The 15,483-nt window shown below is 71.3% G+C and carries 9 protein-coding genes; 1 reads left to right on the top strand and 8 read right to left on the bottom strand.

Going from position 1 to position 15,483, the window contains the following annotated elements:
* Positions 1–12: 12 nt before the first annotated feature.
* The 3 genes from CXR04_RS33270 to CXR04_RS33260 form a co-directional block, all read right to left on the bottom strand.
* Complete coding sequence (locus CXR04_RS33270; protein ID WP_101425912.1) at positions 13–3,198, bottom strand: non-ribosomal peptide synthetase; 3,186 nt, start codon at positions 3,196–3,198, stop codon at positions 13–15.
* Positions 3,195–5,036 carry a non-ribosomal peptide synthetase gene (locus CXR04_RS33265; RefSeq protein ID WP_101425911.1) on the bottom strand — a complete coding sequence of 614 codons (1,842 nt, stop codon included), beginning with the start codon at positions 5,034–5,036 and terminating at the stop codon, positions 3,195–3,197. Before CXR04_RS33265 ends, CXR04_RS33270 begins: the two co-directional genes overlap by 4 nt.
* A gap of 97 nt (positions 5,037–5,133) precedes the next feature.
* Complete coding sequence (locus CXR04_RS33260; protein ID WP_101425910.1) at positions 5,134–8,244, bottom strand: non-ribosomal peptide synthetase; 3,111 nt, start codon at positions 8,242–8,244, stop codon at positions 5,134–5,136.
* Positions 8,245–8,388: 144 nt separating this feature from the next.
* Between CXR04_RS33260 and CXR04_RS33255 the strand changes: the two genes are divergently transcribed.
* Entirely contained in the window at positions 8,389–9,216 is an 828-nt protein-coding gene (locus CXR04_RS33255; protein ID WP_101425909.1) for a GNAT family N-acetyltransferase, read from the top strand.
* 18 nt (positions 9,217–9,234) lie between these two features.
* Here CXR04_RS33255 and CXR04_RS33250 read toward each other — a convergent pair whose 3' ends face one another.
* The 5 genes from CXR04_RS33250 to CXR04_RS33230 form a co-directional block, all read right to left on the bottom strand.
* Positions 9,235–9,492: an acyl carrier protein gene (locus CXR04_RS33250; RefSeq protein WP_159072421.1), complete on the bottom strand. Its 258-nt coding sequence runs from the start codon at positions 9,490–9,492 to the stop codon at positions 9,235–9,237.
* Positions 9,493–9,554: 62 nt separating this feature from the next.
* Positions 9,555–11,438, bottom strand: a complete 1,884-nt coding sequence (locus CXR04_RS33245; RefSeq protein WP_101425907.1) for an HAD-IIIC family phosphatase — start codon at positions 11,436–11,438, stop codon at positions 9,555–9,557.
* The gene (locus tag CXR04_RS33240) at positions 11,435–12,466 is read right to left on the bottom strand and encodes a 3-oxoacyl-ACP synthase III family protein (protein ID WP_101425906.1); all 1,032 of its coding nucleotides are present in this window, start codon (positions 12,464–12,466) and stop codon (positions 11,435–11,437) included. Before CXR04_RS33240 ends, CXR04_RS33245 begins: the two co-directional genes overlap by 4 nt.
* Positions 12,467–12,501: 35 nt before the next feature.
* Positions 12,502–13,902, bottom strand: a complete 1,401-nt coding sequence (locus tag CXR04_RS33235; RefSeq protein ID WP_101425905.1) for an MFS transporter — start codon at positions 13,900–13,902, stop codon at positions 12,502–12,504.
* Positions 13,899–15,479 (bottom strand): GNAT family N-acetyltransferase, encoded by a 1,581-nt coding sequence (locus tag CXR04_RS33230; protein ID WP_159072420.1) that lies wholly within the window; start codon positions 15,477–15,479, stop codon positions 13,899–13,901. Before CXR04_RS33230 ends, CXR04_RS33235 begins: the two co-directional genes overlap by 4 nt.
* Positions 15,480–15,483: the final 4 nt, after the last annotated feature.

Here is a 15,483-nt window from a genome sequence, read left to right as displayed (position 1 = left end):
GATTCCCCTCCCCTACGACTGCTGCACGCCCGGGCCCGCCGGCGTCGCCGCCCGGCGCACTATCGCCTCGCGGTCGATCTTGCCGTTGGGCGTCACCGGCAGCGTGCTCAGCACGGTCCACTTCCTCGGCACCATGTACGCGGGCAACACGGCCCCCAACTCCTCGACCAGCGCGGCCAGATCGGGTTTCGCCGCGCCGGCGGCGGGCACCACCGCCGCCACGAGCTGCTTGTCCGCGCTGTCGCTCCCCGCGGCGAGGACGAGGCAGTCGGCGACTCCGCCGGCGGACGCACTGATGACCGCCGAGCGGACCTCGTCCGGCTCGATGCGGAATCCACGCACCTTGACCTGGTGGTCGCGCCGGCCGAGGAACCGCACGTTGCCGTCGGCGTCCAGCCGCACCAGGTCGCCGGTCCGGTAGAGGCGGTACGGCAGGTCGGGGCAGAACTCCCCGAACGCGGCGGCGGTACGTTCCGGGTCACCGAGGTAGCCCGCCGCAAGTCCGGCGCCCGAGGCGTACAGCTCGCCGACGGCGCCGGGCGGGACCTCCCGGTGCCGCGCGTCGAGGATGTGGATCCCCGTCCCCGCCACCGGCCGGCCGATCGGCACCGGGTCGGCCACGTCGGCGGCGCGGAGCATCCGGTGCACGGTCGTGAACGTCGTGTTCTCCGTCGGTCCGTAGCCGTTGACGACCGCGAGCCCCGGATGCCGGTCGAGCACGGCCCGCACGTGCGTAGCCGAAACGACGTCGCCGCCGGTCAGGAGCGTGCGCAGCCCGCCGAGCCGGTCGAGGGCGAAGTCCACGAGCAGCCGGAACAGCCCGGCGGTGAACCACGCCACCGTGACCCCGCGGTCGCTGAGGAACAGGCCCAGGTCGTTCGGGTCGGCGAGGTCGTCCGGTCCGATCTCCACGGTGGCACCGGTCAGCAGGGCGCCCCAGATTTCGAGCGTCGACGCGTCGAAGGAGAGCGGTGACATCCGGAGCACGCGGTCGCCCGGCCCCACGGCGGCGTACCGGGACAGCCCTGCGACCAGGCGCTGGACACCGCGGTGGGGGACGCAAACCCCCTTCGGGCCGCCGGTGGAGCCCGAGGTGAAGGCGACGTAGGCCAACTGCTCGGCCGGGCCGGCCGGCTCGGGCTGCACGTCGTCGGCCGGAGGTCCCGTGCGCCAGTCCGGTTGCCACGTCGGTACGGCCCGTCCGCCGGCCCGGGCTGCCAGGGACTCGCCACCCGCGCCGAGTACGGCGCGGGGACGGAGGATCTTCAGGATCCGCTCGGTCCGCGCCGCCGGAGCCTGACTGTCCAGGCCGCAGTAGGCCGCGCCGCTGCGGACGACACCGAGCACGGCCACCACCTCGGCGACGGAGGGCGGGCACGCCACGAGCACCCGATCACCGGGGTGTACGCCGGCCTGCCGCAGGAAGTCGGCCTGCGTGCTCACGGTCCGGTCGAGGTCCGCGTAGCTGAGCGTGACGTCCCCTTCCCGTACGGCCGGGGCGTCGGGGGTACGCGCCACCTGGGCGCGAAACCGGTCGTCGAGCGAGCCCGCGCCGTCGTCCGCCTCGTCCGCCGCACCGGAGGCGAGGGCGGCCAGCCGGGCCCGCCCGGCGGCGTCGACGCACCTGATCGAGCCGAGCCGCGCGCCCGGGTCGTCCGACAGCGCGGACAGCGCCTCCCGCCAGCCGGCGACGAATCCGGCGGCGTCGCGTGCGTCCCAGACGCCGGTGGCGTACTCCAGGTGGCCCGCCAGCGTCGGCTCCGCACGATCCAGGAACAGTTCGAGGTCGTACTGCGAGCCGCCGCCGTGGCCTTCCTCCACCGCGATGTCGAGGAACCGGGACGGGATCGCGGCGGGAACCACGTCGTGGTGCACACCCAACGCGATCTGTACCAGCGGGTGCTGGCGGGCGGAGCTGACGATGCCGAGCGAATGGACGATGTCCGCGAACGGCACCGCGTCGTTGTCGAGGCTCGCGACCAGGCTCTGGTGCACAGCAGCGAGGTAGTCCGCGACGACGGCATCGGGCGGGACGTCGACACGTACGGGAAGAAGGTTCACGGTGAGACCGACCAGCTCCGCCAGCTCCGGCGGGCGGCCGGCGACCGGCATCCCGACGACGAGCTGTTCCACGTCGGCGTGCCGGGCCGCCGTCAGCCCGAGCGCGGCCAGCATGAACGCGGTCGTCGTGATCCCGGCGGACGCCGCGGCGGACCGCACGCGCCCGGTCAGCTCGCGGCACAGATCCACGGGAGCGCGAGTGCCGCGGGTGTCGCGCCGCGGTGCCCGCGGCTTGTTCGAGGGCAGCTCCAACGAATGGGGCACGCCGTCCAGTTGCCGCTTCCAGAAGTCGAGCTGTACGGCGTGGACGCCCTCGGTGCGCTGCCGGCGCAGCAGTGTGTCGTGGGTGTCGGCCTGGACCGCCGGGCCGGGCGCGTACTCCTCGCCGGCGGCGAGCGCATCGTACCGGGCGAAGATCTCCCGCAGGACGAGCGCGACGCTCCAGCCGTCCAGCAGAATGTGGTGCGCGGCGAGCACGAGGACATGGCGCCGGGCACCCGCCGATGCGAGTGCGAAGCGGATCGGCGGGTGGCGGGCGAGATCGAACGGCTCACCGCCCATCTGCTCCGCGAGGGCACCGACCGAACCGTACGGAAGGTGCTCCAGCGTCGGTTCGACGTCGGTCACCTTCCGGGTGATGCGCCCGCCCGGAACCGGGAAGACCGTCCGCAGACCGTCGTGCCGGCGCGCGGTCTGCCGGATCGCCCGCTCCAGAAGATCCGGGCGCAGCCCGCCGGTGAGGTGGCAGGCGAACACCAGCCGATAGGGCGCGTCGCCCAGGATACGGTTCCCCAGCCACAGGCCCTCCTGCATGGAGGACGCCGAGTCTGCCGGGACGGGTCCCTCTGGCTGTTCGGCCGGCCGGGCAGCGGCGCGGGGCCCGTCCGCCGGCTGCCCCGCCAGCGCCTTGTCCAGGACCAGCGCGAGCGGTACGTCGGCGAGCAGGTCGGCAAACCGTAGCCGGACGCCCCGCTTGGCGGCGTTGCCGATGATGGACAGGGCGCGCAGGGAGTCGCCGCCCAGACCGATGAAGGTCGTGGTGGCCAACTGCGCGTCGCTGATGTACTCGGCGCCCGACACCGACAGGCTTGTCCGGGCCAGGTCGGCCAGCCATGCGGGCTGCGGGTGACCGGTCACCGCTCGGCGACCGCGGCCTTCTTCTCCAGCGCGGCGTCGACCCACGCGGCCAGCTCTGCGACCGTCGAGTTCCGGTAGAGCGTCGCGATGCCGACCCGGGTGCCCACGGTCTTGCTGATCGTGGCGACCAGTCGCAGTGCGGTCATGGAGTCGCCGCCGATGGTGAAGAAGTGGTCGTTGCGGCCGACGGAGTCGGTGCGGAGGACCTGGGACCAGATACCGGCCAGGAGCCGTTCGGTGTCGGTGACCGGCTGGTCACCGCTGTCGCGGGTGGGCAGCGGCTGCACGGCGAGGTCGCGCAGGGCGGCGCGGTCGAGCTTGCCGTTCGCCGTCAACGGCAGAGACTCGACGACCGAAACGGAAGACGGGAGCATGTGCTGCGGCAGCCTGCCGGACAGCCAGTCACGGACATCCTCGAACGTGCCCACACCCCCGACGCTCCCGGCCGCCTCGGTGACGAACGCCGCCAGGGCCGGACCCTCACCATCGTCGGTCAACTCGACCACAGCCGTGCCGATTCCGCCGTGGGCAGCCAGGGCCGCTTCCACCTCACCCAACTCGATCCGGAAGCCCCGCAACTGCACCTGACGGTCCAGCCGACCCACGTACGCGAACTCCGTCGCCGCCCCGGGGACGGCCCGCACCTCGTCCCCTGTGCGATACCAACGCCCCGGCAGGCCCCCGACAGTTGCCTCGACGAACCGATGGCCGGTCAGCTCGGGCCGATTCACGTAACCCCGCGCCACGCCGGCGCCCGAAATCCACAACTCGCCGGGCTCCCCCACGGGTAGTTCCTTGATCTCCGCCCTGTCACCGACTTCTCCGATGCCGGGGTCCACCACGGCAAATGCCAGGTCGCTCAAGGGCCGGCCGATCGGGCTGCCTTCCCCGTCCACATCAGCAGCAGTCAGCTCGCGAACGGAGGCGTGCACCGTCGCCTCCGTAATCCCGTACAAGTTCCACACCCGCGGCCGCTCACCCACCGAACGCTCAAGCAACCCCGCGATCTGCCCCGCACGAACCGCCTCACCACCCAGCACCACATGCCGCAAACCACCCGGCACACCCTCACCGGACAAAAACGGCATCAACCGCAACAACGCCGACGGCGTCAAACTCGCCACCGACACCCCCCGCTCACCCAACAACCGCCGAAACGCCACCGGATCACGACTGTCCTCATACGACACCAACTCCACCCGGCCACCAGAAGTCAACGCACCCCAGACCTCCCACACCGAGAAATCAAACCCCACCGAGTGAAAACACGACCACACATCATCCCGCGACCAGCCAAACCACTCCCCCACCCGATCAAACAACCGCGCCACCGAACCATGCTCCACCCCCACCCCCTTCGGCTCCCCCGAAGACCCCGACGTATAAATCACATACGCCAGATCCCCCACACCGACCTCCGGCAACACCACCCCATCACCGGAAACACCATCCGCAACCCCAATCAGCTCCGCGTCGTTCGACAACTCCGCACCCACACCACCACGGACGTCATCATCGACCACCACGAAACGCACCCCGGAATCCCGCACCATAAACCGCAGACGCTCACCCGGATAACCCGGATCCAACGGCAGATACGCACCCCCCGCGCGCATCACCGCCAAAAGCCCCACCACCACATCCACACCACGCCCCATACACACACCCACAACCTCACCCCGACGAACCCCCCGCCCCACCAACGACCGGGCAAGCCCATCCGCACGCCTCACCAACTCCCCATACGACAACACCCCACCAGCACCCGACACCGCCACCGAACCCGCAGCCCGCTCACCCCACACCGCCACCAACGACGGCACAACCACGCTGCCCATCACACACCACCCCAAAATCACCCCGGGTCAACAACCCGACCAACGCACAGAAACCACTGCTCACATCGAGCCGTCGATACGACGGCGTGCTTTCACCTCACTCGGCAGTCGCTTCCCCCACAGCCTCCCGCAGGCATTCCGCGTACCCGTGCACGACATCGGCGACTTCCGCGGCCGTGAAGTGGTCGCTCGAACCGTCAACCATCAGGCCGTCGTCCACGACGCTGACCGTGAGCGGAAGCTCCGTGACGGTGTGGTCGGTCACCGTGGCGATGAAGTCGGCCATGCTGGTCGCGGCGAAGTCCGTGTAGGTGAACCAGGTCGTGGGGGCCGGCAGCCCGAACCGGCTGCGCATAGCGGCGAAGGGGAAGTGCCGGTGCTCCAGCATCTCCAGCTCGGCAGCCGCCACGTGCGTGACCCGCTCGCGCCACGAGGCGCCTTCGGCGGGCGGGAGAACCGGCACCGCGTTGAGAAACACACCGACGGCCAGGTGGGTGTCCCACGCTTCCGGCCGGGCGTTGGCCACGGCGAGCGTCCCCGGACGCGGCGTACCCGGGCCGGCGCCCAGCTCAAGGGCGCGCAGGTGCGCCGCGAGGAACAACTGCTTGGGCGAACACCTCCATGCCGCGCAGGCCCGGCCGATGTCCTCCCGCAGGCGCCCGTCGATGGAGTAGGTCGCCGACCACAGGGCCGGCTCCCCGTCCTGCCGGCGCCGCTCCGGCACGGTCAGCGCCCGCCACTGCCGGGTCATGCCGGACCAGTACGCCGCCGACTCCTCCGAGGCGAGGGCCTCCGCCTCGGCCTCCGCCGCAAGCCTGCAGACGTCGACGGGCGCAGCAACCCCGGTGCCGCGCAAGGCGGCCAGGATCTGGTCGAAGAAGACCGACACGCTCCAGCCGTCGAGCAGGGCGTGGTGGTGGGACAGGAACATCCGGGCACGCCCCCCTGGCAGGACGGCGCACGTCAGCCGCCACAGAGGGAAGTCGTCGCGGTAGAAGGGCCGCTCGCGCTCGCGCTCGCGGATCTGTTCGATCCGTTTGCCCGCCGCGTCCGGCGCGAACGTCGACAGGTCCTCGTACTCCAGCAGCGGGTCAGGAAGTGCGCGGACGAGTTGTACCGGACCGTCCGCACCCGTCAGGTCGAACTCGGTCCGCAGGCCCGGCTGGGCGTTCGTGACCGCCGCCAGGGCCGCGGCCAGCGCGGACGGGGTGAGACCGGGCGCGTCGAGCACCGTCTCCGACACGACGTGGTAGGTCGGGCGGTCCGGGTCGCGCTCGCTCTCGTAGAGCATTCCCGTCTGGATGAGCAGGGCCGGATACGCGCGTTCCACCGTGCCGGCCGGGACCGGAACCGGATCTGCGGCGGGCTGCGGGGGGTCGGCGACCAGAGCGGCCGGCGCGGTCGCTGCCGCCAGGTCTGCCAGCACCGGGTGGACGAAGAGGTCGCCGACGCTGAACTCCAGCCCCTTCTCCTCGGCGGCCACGGACGCACGCAGTGCGGTCATGGAGTCGCCGCCGATGGTGAAGAAGTGGTCGTTGCGGCCGACGGAGTCGGTGCGGAGGACCTGGGACCAGATGCCGGCCAGGAGCCGTTCGGTGTCGGTGACCGGCTGGTCGCCGCTGTCGCGGGTGGGCAGCGGCTGCACGGCGAGGTCGCGCAGGGCGGCGCGGTCGAGCTTGCCGTTCGCCGTCAACGGCAGAGACTCGACGACCGAGACCGAGGACGGGAGCATGTGCTGCGGCAGCCTGCCGGACAGCCAGTCACGGACATCCTCGAACGTGCCCACACCCCCGACGCTCCCGGCCGCCTCGGTGACGAACGCCGCCAGGGCCGGACCGTCGCCGTCCGCTTCACCGTCGAGCAGTTCGACCACTGCGGCGTCGATTCCGCCGTGGGCAGCCAGGGCCGCTTCCACCTCGCCCAGCTCGATCCGGAAGCCCCGCAACTGCACCTGACGGTCCAGCCGACCCACGTACGCGAACTCCACCCCCGACGCACCGGACGTCGCCACCACTTCGTCCCCGGTGCGATACCAACGCGCCGACACACCCCCGACGGTCGCGTCGACGAACCGCTTCACCGTCAGCTCCGGCCGGTTCACATAGCCCCGCGCCACGCCGGCACCCGAGATCCACAACTCGCCGGGCTCCCCCACCGGAAGCTCCGCGACCTCCGCACCAACCGCGACGTCGCCCACCTTTGCGTCCACCACGGCAAATGCCAGGTCGCTCAAGGGCCGGCCGATCGGGCTGCCTTCCCCGTCCACATCAGCAGCAGTCAGCTCGCGAACGGAGGCGTGCACCGTCGTCTCCGTAATCCCGTACAAGTTCCACACCCGCGGCCGCTCACCCACCGAACGCTCAAGCAACCCCGCGATCTGCCCCGCACGAACCGCCTCACCACCCAGCACCACATGCCGCAACCCACCCGGCACACCCTCACCAGACAAAAACGGCATCAACCGCAACAACGCCGACGGCGTCAAACTCGCCACCGACACCCCCCGCTCACCCAACAACCGCCGAAACGCCACCGGATCACGACTGTCCTCATACGACACCAACTCCACCCGGCCACCAGAAGTCAACGCACCCCAGACCTCCCACACCGAGAAATCAAACCCCACCGAGTGAAAACACGACCACACATCATCCCGCGACCAGCCAAACCACTCCCCCACCCGATCAAACAACCGCGCCACCGAACCATGCTCCACCCCCACCCCCTTCGGCTCCCCCGAAGACCCCGACGTATAAATCACATACGCCAAGTCATCGACACCCACCTCCGGCAACACCACGTCGGTGTCAGCTTCGCCACCGGAGACTCCCACCAACTCCGCGTCGTTCGACAACTCCGCACCCACACCACCACGGACGTCATCATCGACCACCACGAAACGCACCCCGGAATCCCGCACCATAAACCGCAGACGCTCACCCGGATAACCCGGATCCAACGGCAGATACGCACCCCCCGCGCGCATCACCGCCAAAAGCCCCACCACCACATCCACACCACGCCCCATACACACACCCACAACCTCACCCCGACGAACCCCCCGCCCCACCAACGACCGGGCAAGCCCATCCGCACGCCTCACCAACTCCCCATACGACAACACCCCACCAGCACCCGACACCGCCACCGAACCCGCAGCCCGCTCACCCCACACCGCCACCAACGACGGCACAACCACGCTGCCCATCACACACCACCCCAAAATCACCCCGGGTCAACAACCCGACCAACCCACAAAAACCACTGCCCGACGAACGTCACGCCACCTGCGCCCAACTGGAGAACCGGATTCCGCCGGGCACGATCGCGCGCGTCTTGTAAAGTCGCGGCCATGACTCCAGATCCCGGAATTCCGGCTGCGGTTGCCGAACTCGACGCCTACCTCGATGCGGCGCCACGCCCCGACTGCGACGCGGTGGAAGTCGGGCCGTTCACCCTGTTCGTATCGCGGTCGCCGTGGCCGTACTACGCACGGCCGACCGTGGGTCGCGGTGCTCCGGTCACCGGCGGCGATCTCGACGCGCTCGCCGCCGCCTGCGCCGAGCACGGCGTCGCCACCGAGATCGAGTGGGTGCACGAGGTCCGCCCCGAACTTGCCGGGCTCGTCGGGCGCCACGGGCTGGCCCTCAGCTCGCACGCGCTCATGAGGGCGCAGACGGGGGACGTGACCGCGTCGGCGGTCGACGGGGTCACCCTCCGCGTGGTGGAGGCCGGTGACCCGGCTCTGCTGGCCGGGCGCGCGACGGCCGATGTGGCCTTCACGGCCGGGGGTACCGGGACCGGGCCGGAGGGCGCCGCGGAGCGGGACGCCTTCCTGAGCAAGCTCGACCCCGAGATGGCCGCCCATCTGAACGACCGCGCGCGGCGCGGGCTGACGGTCACCGCCGTCGCGGAGGATCCCATGGGGGGCGTCGTCGCGGCCGGCAGCTACCAGCCGGTGGGTGAGTTCGCCGAGATCATGGCTGTCGCCACCCTGCCGTCGGCCAGGCGCCGGGGGCTGGCCGGTGCCCTCACCGCGCTGCTGGCGCGGCACGCGCACGACGCGGCCGGGGTGCGGACCGTTCTGCTCTCCGCCCAGGACGACGCGGTCGCGCGCGTCTATGCGCGGGTGGGCTTCCGGCAGGTCGGTACGGCGCACGCCGCCGAGGCCGCGGGCTGACCAGGGCTGTGGCATCGGTCAGCCCGCCGTTTCCGCCGCCTGCCCCAGGCCCTCGGCGACCAGGGCGGCGAGTTCGCCCACGGTGTGTACGGCCATGAAGCGACGTAGGTCGAGCTTGATCGGCAGATCCTGTTCCAGGTTGACCATCAGGGACAGGGCCTTGAGGCTCGACCACTCGTCGATTTCCTCGAACCTGGACTCCGCGGTCAGCCCGTCCGGGTCCAGGCCGGTGATCGGAGCGATCATCTCGGTGATCTGAGTCATCAGCTCGGACATCTGTGCCTTCTTTCTGAGGACGCCACCTCCCGCCTCGCCCCGCGGGACCACGGTGGGCGAGGTCATCGGGACCGGGTGGTCTCACCCTCCAGGTCGATCCATGCCGGTGCCGGCCGGGGCGGCGGTTCGAGGAGAAGTTCGTGGGTCTGCCCCGGCTCGTCCACGGGGGTGAAGCCGGCCTCCCGGATGAAGGCCGCCGCGGGGCCGTTGCGCGCGGTGGGGATGAAGTCGGCGACCAGGCGCTGCGCTCCCCGGCTCGCCGCGCGTTCGGCCACGTGGTGCAGGACCGCGAACTCGATGCCGCGGGAGAACACCCGGCAGCTCATGACGAAATTGTCGATCGTCCACTGCTCCGGTGCCGTCGAGAGCAGGACGGCTCCGACCGCGTCCTCCGAGCCGAAGCGGTCGGCGACGTCGAAGACGAGGACCGTGCGGCGGTCCGACGCCACGGCCTCGTCGATCTGCGCTGCCGTCCAGCGTAGGTTGGTGGTGTTGAACTGGTTGGTGCGGTGCAGGAGTTGGTGGACGCGCGGCACGGCGTACGGGTCGGCGGGGCGGACCCGTACGCGCAGCTCCAGGCTGTCGAGGAAGTCCCGGGTGCCGCCGGCCGCGGCGAAGCCGTCGCGGCGCCGGACCTCGGCCCGGTAACGCCCGGTGCGCTCCAGGTCGGTGTCGGTCAGCCGCACGACGTCGAAGAGGCCGGTGCCGAGCAGCCGGGCGGCGTGGTCGGCGGGGTCGCCGTTCGCCCGTACGACGCGGACGTCGGGCAGCGCCTCGCGGACCAGTTCGCATTCGAAGGCGCTGTCGTCGAAGAACACCATGCTGTCGAGGCCCAGGTTGAGGGAATGGGCCAGCTCCCGCAGGTTCTCGTCCTTGGGCAACCAGTTCACCGCCTGCGCCACGAAGTCCTCCGCCTGCAGCACCATCGCCGGGTGCTCGGCGAAGACCCGGTCGACGGGCTCCGGGCTGTTCTTGCTGCACACGGCCAGGAGCACACCCTGCCGGCGGAGCATCTTCGCGCGCCGCTGGACTTCGAGGTAGGCGTTGCCCGGGTAGAGCGGGCCCAGCTCGATACCCGTGGGCCCGTCGTCGCCGACGACGCCGCCCCAGAGGGTCTGGTCCAGATCCAGGGCGAGGACCTTGCGGGACAGGCCGGTCAGGGCGCGGCAGAACGCCGCCGCCTCCGTCGCGTACAGGTCCTCCACGCCGGGCGACCAGGCCATGCGGGCGAAGCGGTAGCGGCGTTCGTCGCGCAGCGCGACGGGTTCGTTCGCAACGAGGGTTTCGAGGTCGAGGACGTGGACCTCCTGGGTCCTCTCCGGCAGGTCGAGCAGCACCAGGTTCGCCCGCCGCCAGGCCCGGCCGAGGGCGGCCCGGCTGCGCTGGGCGACCAGCGACCGGTATTCGAGCACCGACAGCGGCACGGTGTGCAGCAGCATCGTGGCGCCCGTACGCGCCGCAAAGTCCGCGGCCAGGTCGCCGATCTCGACGGCCCGAGCCGCGACGTGCCGGTCGAGCACGGCGAGGTCGGTGGGGTCCCAGTCGTGCGGCAGCAGGGCTTCGTCGTGCAGGAGGCAGAGGACGACGTCGGGCTCGAAACCGGCCAGCGGCGACGCGGGGTCGCCGAGGTCGAGGGTCAGCCGGCCGTAGCCCGTCAGGAGGATCTCGGCGTCGATCCCGGCCGACAGCAGCGCGGTGCGCAGCAGCGGCAGGAGGCCGTCCGCGGTGAAGGTGCCGGTGAGTCCGACCCGCAGGGGTCGGAGCGGCCGGCCCTCGCCGGCGAGGAGCCGGGCGGGGACACCGGCCAGCAGGCCGCCGACCTTCGCCCGCTCGACCACCCCGGTCAGCTCCCGGATCGAGGGCAGCAGCCCGGGGTCCGGGGCTGCGCCGTCCGCGGTGAGACGGCGCAGCCGGGCGAGCAGGTCCGCCGTGGGTGTCCCGCTCATATGCGGAGCAGGGTGACGGCCCAGTGCATGCCGCCACCGAGGGTCGTCAGGGCGACGATGTCGCCGTCCTGCAGCTCTCCGGCCTGCGTCAGCCGGTGCAGGCCGAGCATCTGGTCGGCGGAGCCGAAGTGGCCGAGGTCGAGGGCGAGGTCGCCGTTGAAGCGCTCCAGGGGGACGTCCAGCACCTTGGCGATGTCGGCCATGGCCTGCTGGTTGTCGTTGAGGTGGAGGAACCGCTTGATCTCGCCGGGCGCGATGCCCGTACGGGCGCAGACGCGGTCGACCGCCACCCGCATGTTCCCGCCGAACTTGTTGAAGAACTCCAGCATCCGGCGGGCGTCGTTGCCGAGGATCTCCGCGACGCGGCCGAGCGGGTTGGCCTGCTTCTGCAGGTCGTCCTTGTCGCCCGCGCCGTCGACGCCGAAGGGGTGGGCGGTGCCGCCGACGTCCATCCGGAAGAAGTTGGCGTACCGGCCGTCGCTGATGGTCTCGGTGGCCAGCCACCGGCCCCGCTCGTGCCCGCGCCGTACCAGCGCGGCCACCGCGCCGTCCGACAGGACGCTCGTGCTCGTCTCCATCCGGTTCTGGTACGTGTCGCAGATCCGGTTGGACGCGACGATAAGCGCGTGGTGGTAGTTCTCGTGGGTCGCGAACCGGCCGGCGGCGGTGTCGAAGGCCATCACCCCGGAGCAGCACGCCTGGTTGACCAGGATCGCCTCGGCGTTGACGGCCCCGATCCGGCCCTGCACCGCGGCGGCCGCGTCCCAGCACAGGTACTCGGCGAAGTCCGCGATGGCCAGCACCACCAGGTCGACCTCGGCGGCGTCCACCGCGGCTTCCTTCAGGGCCTGTTCACACGCCTGTACCGCCAGATCGGTCAGCAGCACTCCGTCATCGGCGCGGCGAAAGCGCCGGTAGCCCCACGAACGCACCGTCTCATGGCTGGTCGTGTACTTTTCGATCTCCGCGTCGGTGACCTCCACCGACTCACCGAGAGATTCGCCGATGGCGACGATCCCGTACGACATCTCACTCCCCTGCGATTCTGTTGGAACGAGGCCGGTCACGTGGACGCGGTCCGGGCGGGCGCCACCGGTTCGGCGGGTTCGGCCCCGGTGGACTCGGCCTCGGCTGCCTCCGCCTTCGCCTTCGCCTCGTCCCCGTCGCGGGGCGTGTCCCCCTCGCTGCCGAGCCGCTTACGCAGCGCCACGGTGGGGATCAGCATGAGCAGACAGCCCACCGCCAGGCCCGCGACCAACGGCACGCCCTTCCCGACCGGCAGCATGGCGGCGGCCATCGCCGGGCCGATGATCGAGCCGCCGGTGATCGCGAACGCGAACAGGGCGTTGGCCCGGCCTCGTACGCGGTCGTCGACGACGTCGTTGAGGAGCGCGGCGAGGACCGGCGTCACCATCACCTCGGCCGCCGCGAAGGGCACGCTCGACACGAAGAGAAGGACGAGCGCCGTCGCCCCGTCGGTCCGGCCGGCGAGCAGCACCAGGATCCAGCTCACCCCCCACAGCAGCCCGGCCGCCGTCAGCCAGGTGGTCCTGCGGACCTTCCCCAGGCGGGGCATCACCACGAACTGGGCCAGCACGACGACCACGACGTTGATGACGAACGCGCCGGAGACCCCCCGCGCGGAGACGGCGTCGTTGATCGTCAGGTATCCCGGCAGAACGGACTCGAAGAGGCCGTAGTAGAAGACCGCGGCCAGGCTCATCGTCGCGATGATCAGCATCACCACGGGGGTGCGCAGCACCGTTCGGTACGACGGCTTGGGCCCCTCGTCCTCGCCGCCCTCGTCCTTCCCCTTCTCCTTGCCCGAGTCGCTCGTCGCGAGCACCAGGACGACGGCCATGAAGAGGAACGTGATGCCGTCGATGATGTACAGCATCTGGTACCGCTCAAGCGTGCCGTTCACGAGCGTACCGCCGAGGAGGACGCCGAGCCCGACCGCGCCGTTGAAGATGCCGAACTGGAGCCCGAAGAACACGGTGCGCTCGTTCGCCGGCACCGCCGTGGCGAACATCGTCCTGATGACCGGGCCGATGCCGCCCTGCGCGAGGCCGACGACGAGCGCGGCGGTGATGGCGATCCAGGGCCGGTCGGCGAACGCGTAGAGGCCGGTGCCGACTGCGGCCAGCACCATCACCGTGGGCATGATGACCCGGTGGCGGTACCGGTCCAGCATGGCGCCCCAGGCCAGGCCCGAGGCGAACGCGGCGACCGCGGAGACCGCGAGCGCCCCCGCGGCGATCCGGATGTTGATGTCCCGTACTTCGCTCAGGTAGATGACCAGGAAGGGCATCACCACCCCGATACCGAAGGCGTTGACGACGTCGGCCAGGATGAGGATGCGGGCCCGGCCGGGCAGCCGCCGGAGCACGGCCAGCACGTTGTTCTGGGGCGGGGCGGCGTCGGCTTCCGCGCTCCGGGGCGCGATGTCGGGGGACTCGCTCATGGCCGCGGGTCCACTTCGGCGAACCAGATGGTGCGGCCCGCGACCGGGAGGAACCCGGAGCCGGGCAGGGTCTCGGCGAGTTCGCGCTGTCCGTCCTCCTCGGCGACGGCCGTCAGCGACGCCGCCCCCGCCTCGTCGGCCAGGCGCGCCGCCGCGGCGAGCAGCGCCGCCGGGGCGCCCTCCCCTTCGGCCTCCACCACGACCTGGGCGGCGAGCACCCAGGCGTCCTCGCCGACGGCGGGCGCGGTGAGCGCGAGCCAGCCGACGGGCGCGCCCGAGGCGCGGCAGACCAGCAGCGCGCCGTCGTGCTCCTCGACCAGGTCCCTGCGGATCTCGTCCGGGTCGGAGGTCATCCGGGCGCCGCCGGGCATGGTGGCCTCCGCGACCGTACGGCTTGCCAGGGCGACGAACTCCTCGACCGCGGCGCCGTCGGCACGGTCCATCACCTCGACGGTGAATTCCCCGGGCGCCTCCACGGGGGCGGCGCCCTTGTCACGCCGGGTGATCAGGTGGTGGCCGATGGGCCGGAAGCCGTGCTTGCGCACCCAGGCGACCGACGGGTGGTCGTCGTCGGGCGTGCCGGTCACCATGCCGGTCTTGCCGTGCGCCCGGGCGTGCTCGCGGACCTCGCCGAGCAACCGCTCGCCCAGGCCACGCCTGGCGACGGCCGGGTGGACGACGATGAACATCAGGTGGTTGGTAGGGTCCTCCACGCCTTCTTTGTCGCCGGACTGGGCGTAGGCCAGGAGCTTCCCGCCGTCGCGTACGACGCGGCGCAACGGGTCGGAGCCGGCCACGAAGGCGAGGTCGTCTCCGCCGGCCTTGCGCACCTTGCCGAGCTTGGAGAGCGCGGCGCGCTCCTCCTCGTCGTCGCGCATCGGCTCGGACTCGGGCAGGTCGGGCGCGAGCTGCAACGCGTAGTGGAGGACGTTCTCCCCGGTCCGCTCCAGCCGGAAGCCGGCGCGGCCGAGAACGCCCTGGGCGCCGGTGTTGTCCGTCGTGGTCTTCGCGACGATGCGGCGCACGCCGGGCTGGGTGAACGCCCAGCGGGTCAGCTCGGCCACCGCCTCGGTGGCGTAGCCCTGGCCCCGGGCCGACTCGGCCAGGCTGAAGCCGATCTCCGCGACGCCGTCCGCCGGCGGCCGGTGGAAGCCGATGTCGCCGAAGGCGGGCCCGCCGGGCTGCGCCGAGACGAGGTACATGCCGAACCCGAAACGCAGTTCGTCCGGGGTGCGCGTCTGGAAGTTCCTGGCCCCGAAACCGGTGCCGACGAGTGGGTAGTTCTCGACGTACCCGTCGGAGACCGCCTCGCCGTCCAGCACCTCCAGCAGGCCGGCCACCTGGGCCGGGGACAGTTCACGCAGGCGGATCCGCTCGGTGGTGAGCACGTTGGCCGCTGCCCAGCCCGGAACCCGGACGGTCCGCGGGCCGGGCCCGTCCCAGATCCGGGCGATGTGGTCGAGGCACTCCTCCTGGGAGCCCACGAAACCGGTGGTCTCCCACCCGTCCGGCAGTTCCTTCTGGTCCGGCCACGTCGAGTGCCGGCCGCTGTCGTTCGTGACTACCTGGTAGGGCATCGTG

The organism is Streptomyces sp. CMB-StM0423, from assembly GCF_002847285.1.
GTDB lineage: Bacteria > Actinomycetota > Actinomycetes > Streptomycetales > Streptomycetaceae > Streptomyces.
The sequence above is the reverse complement of the archived record's forward strand: the minus strand, read 5'-3'. Positions and strand labels throughout refer to the sequence as shown.

Excerpts from the sequence above, each read along its gene's own strand:
- CXR04_RS33260 (WP_101425910.1), bottom strand. The coding sequence starts at position 8,244 with ATGGGCAGCGTGGTTGTGCCGTCGTTGGTGGCGGTGTGGGGTGAGCGG.
- CXR04_RS33240 (WP_101425906.1), bottom strand. The coding sequence starts at position 12,466 with ATGTCGTACGGGATCGTCGCCATCGGCGAATCTCTCGGTGAGTCGGTG.
- CXR04_RS33250 (WP_159072421.1), bottom strand. The coding sequence starts at position 9,492 with ATGTCCGAGCTGATGACTCAGATCACCGAGATGATCGCTCCGATCACC.
- CXR04_RS33235 (WP_101425905.1), bottom strand. The coding sequence starts at position 13,902 with ATGAGCGAGTCCCCCGACATCGCGCCCCGGAGCGCGGAAGCCGACGCC.
- CXR04_RS33255 (WP_101425909.1), top strand. The coding sequence starts at position 8,389 with ATGACTCCAGATCCCGGAATTCCGGCTGCGGTTGCCGAACTCGACGCC.
- CXR04_RS33265 (WP_101425911.1), bottom strand. The coding sequence starts at position 5,036 with ATGGGCAGCGTGGTTGTGCCGTCGTTGGTGGCGGTGTGGGGTGAGCGG.
- CXR04_RS33230 (WP_159072420.1), bottom strand. The coding sequence starts at position 15,479 with ATGCCCTACCAGGTAGTCACGAACGACAGCGGCCGGCACTCGACGTGG.
- CXR04_RS33245 (WP_101425907.1), bottom strand. The coding sequence starts at position 11,438 with ATGAGCGGGACACCCACGGCGGACCTGCTCGCCCGGCTGCGCCGTCTC.